Consider the following 3,006-nt stretch of genomic DNA (forward strand, 5'->3'; position numbering starts at 1 on the left):
CGGCGACATCGCCAACCCCACCCCCGAGTCCGTCCTCGCCGGACTCGACGCCCTGCGCACCTTCGAGACCACCGCCGAGACGACCGAGGCCCACTCATGATCCGCCTCACCCTCGCGCAGATGCGGCGCAGCGCCGGAAGGCTCTCCGCCGCGGGCATCGCCATCGTCATCAGCACCGCCTTCGTCACCGCGACCCTCCTCGTCGGCAACCTGCTCACCCAGGCGACGTACGACTCCGTGACGGCGCAGTACGCCGACGCCTCGCTCGTCGTCCAGCCCACGGACCCGTGGGACGCCGAGGCGCTCACGCCGTCGGACGTCGCGGGCGCGAGCGCCGTCGACGGTGTCGACGGCGCCGACGGTTCCGCCCTCCTGGGCCTCGAGCTCCAGGTCGGCGAGAGCATGGCCCACCCCGTCATCATCGGCACGGGCTCCGACCCCCGCCTGCAGCCCCTCGAGGTCGCGGAGGGGCGGCTGCCGGCGACGGACGACGAGATCGCCCTCCCCGCCGAGGTGGCCGAGCGGCTCGGTGTGACGATCGGACAGACGGTCGACGAGCGCACGTGGCCCGCGGCCGAGGGTGCAGAGGTCCCCGCCCCCGTGGTCACCCCGCTGACGCTCGTCGGCCTCGTCGAGGATCCGGGGCACGCCTTCCTCCAGCTGGGCGGCGCGGGCGTCGTGACGAACCAGCTGCTCGAGGACCGCCTCCTCGCGCAGGCCGGGAGCCCTCAGATCTACGGGGAGATCCTCGTGGCCCTCGACCCGGGTGCCGACGAGCGGGCGGTCACCGCGGCCCTCACCGACGTCCTGCCCACGACGTACACGGTCGACACGAAGGCGGACGTGGCACGCGAGGCAGCTGCCCGGCTCACCGGTGGTCAGGACACGATCACGTACTCGATCCTCGCGTTCGCCGCCGTCGCGCTGCTCGTCGCCGCGCTCGTCATCTCCAACACCTTCCAGGTCCTCGTCGCCCAGCGCACCCGCGCCCTGGCACTCCTGCGGTGCGTCGGCGCGTCGAAGCGACAGCTGCGCCGGTCGGTCGTCCTCGAGGCCACGCTCCTCGGCGTCCTCGCGTCCGCCGTGGGGATCGTCCTCGGCGCAGCGCTCGTCCAGGGTGCGCTCCTCGTCCTGCGCGGAGCGGATCTCACGATCCCGCTCCCCGACTCGATGACCGTGTCCCTCCCGGCAGTCCTGTGGCCCCTCGCGGTCGGGACGGGCGTCACCGTCCTCGCGGGTCTCGTCCCGGCACGCGCGGCGACGCGCGTCGCGCCCCTCGCGGCGCTGCGTCCCACGGACGCCCCGGCGGGCACCAGGTCCGGACGGGCCCGGGCGGTACTCACCTCGCTCCTCGTCCTCGGTGGCGGTGCGCTCCTCGCGCTCGGCCTCGTGCTCGGACTGGGTGGCGACGTCGAGACGGGGATGGTCACCGCCGTCCTCGGTGGCGCGGTCTCCTTCGTCGGCATCCTCGTCGGTGCGTCCCTCTGGGTTCCCAAGGTCGTCGCCGTCGTGGGACGGGCCATCGCTCCCGCCAGCGCGAGCGCCGGCCTTGCGGCAGCCAACACGACGCGCAACCCTCGCCGCACCGCGGCGACGACGAGCGCCCTGCTCATCGGCGTCACGCTCGTGGCGATGATGGCCGTGGGCGGCGCGACGGCTCGCACATCCCTCAACGGTGCTCTCGACTCCACGTACCCGTTCGACATCACCCTGGAGAGCACCGGCGTCGACAGCTCGGGCTCGATCAGCGGACTGAGCCCCGACGTCGTCCGGACGGTCCGCCCGGTCGAGGGCGTCCAGACGGCGGTCGCTCTGCCGATGACGGACGCGCAGGCCCCCTCGACGACGTCCGAGCCGGTCGAGGTCGCCGTGTACGCGATCTCGCCCGACGACGCCGCCGCGGTCTCGCGGGACACGGGGTACGCCGCGGGACTCGCACCGGACACCGCGGTGGTCTCGGACGCCCTCGTGGAGTACTGGGACGTCGCGGTCGACGGACCGCTCGTCCTCACGACGCCCGCCGGAGAGGTCACGCTCGACGTGGTCGTCGCCGACCTGCCGGTCAACGCCGTCCTCATCACGCCCGACGTGATGCTCGACCTCGACCCCGCCGCCATGACGGGTGCCGTGTGGCTGCGCATCGACGACGCCGCGGACCCAGAGGCCGTGGTCTCGGGGGTCCGTGACGCGCTCGACGACCGTCCCGTCTCCGCGTACGGGCCCGTGCTCGAGCGGATGTCGACGAGCCAGCTCATCGACGGGATCCTCGCGGGCATCTTCGGCCTGCTGGCCGTCGCCGTCCTCATCGCCCTCGTCGGGGTCGCGAACACGCTGTCGCTCTCCGTCCTCGAGCGGCGACGCGAGTCCGCCACGCTGCGGGCGATCGGCCTGAGCCGGCGACAGCTGCGCACCACCCTCGCGATCGAGGGCATGGTCATCGCCGGCGTCGGTGCCCTCGCCGGGGTGCTGCTCGGGTTCGCGTACGGCGCGGCGGGCTCCTGGGTGATCCTCTCCGGAACCGCAGCCGTGCAGCTCACGGTGCCCTGGACGACGCTGCTCGTCGTCATGGGCGTCGCGCTCGTGGCCGGGCTCGCCGCTTCGGTCCTGCCCGCCCGCAAGGCCGCTCGGACCTCGCCCGTCGAGGCGCTCGCCGTGGAGTAGCCGGTCCGTCCCCCGGGGCTCCCCCCGGGGGATGACCCCGCCACACCCAGGACCCACCTGCGGCCCGACGCCAGGACCGCGGCACCTCGATAGCGTTGCCGGTGCGTCGGAGGGCGATCCGTCACCCTCCGACGCACCACCCCCGAGCCCTGCCCCGGCGCAGCGGCCGACCCGATCCCCCGTTGGAGACACCGTGGACACCACCGTCTACCAGAGCCCGTCCCCCGCTCCCCTGGCCTCGTCGAGCCCCGCCGTGCGCGCCCGGGCGCTGACGAAGAGCTACGGCACGGGCGAAGGCACCGTGTGCGCTCTCGACGGCGTCGACGTCGACTTCGCCGCCGGCCA

General features: G+C 73.9%; 1 protein-coding gene. It reads left to right on the forward strand.

The genetic code is table 11. From position 1 onward, the window contains the following. Positions 1-96: 96 nt before the first annotated feature. Positions 97-2,661 (forward strand): ABC transporter permease, encoded by a 2,565-nt coding sequence (locus tag AC54T1_RS14470; protein WP_496912370.1) that lies wholly within the window; start codon positions 97-99, stop codon positions 2,659-2,661. Positions 2,662-3,006: the final 345 nt, after the last annotated feature.

Source organism: Sanguibacter sp. Z41_6 (assembly GCF_059621145.1).

Excerpts from the sequence above, each read along its gene's own strand:
- AC54T1_RS14470 (WP_496912370.1), top strand. The coding sequence starts at position 97 with ATGATCCGCCTCACCCTCGCGCAGATGCGGCGCAGCGCCGGAAGGCTC.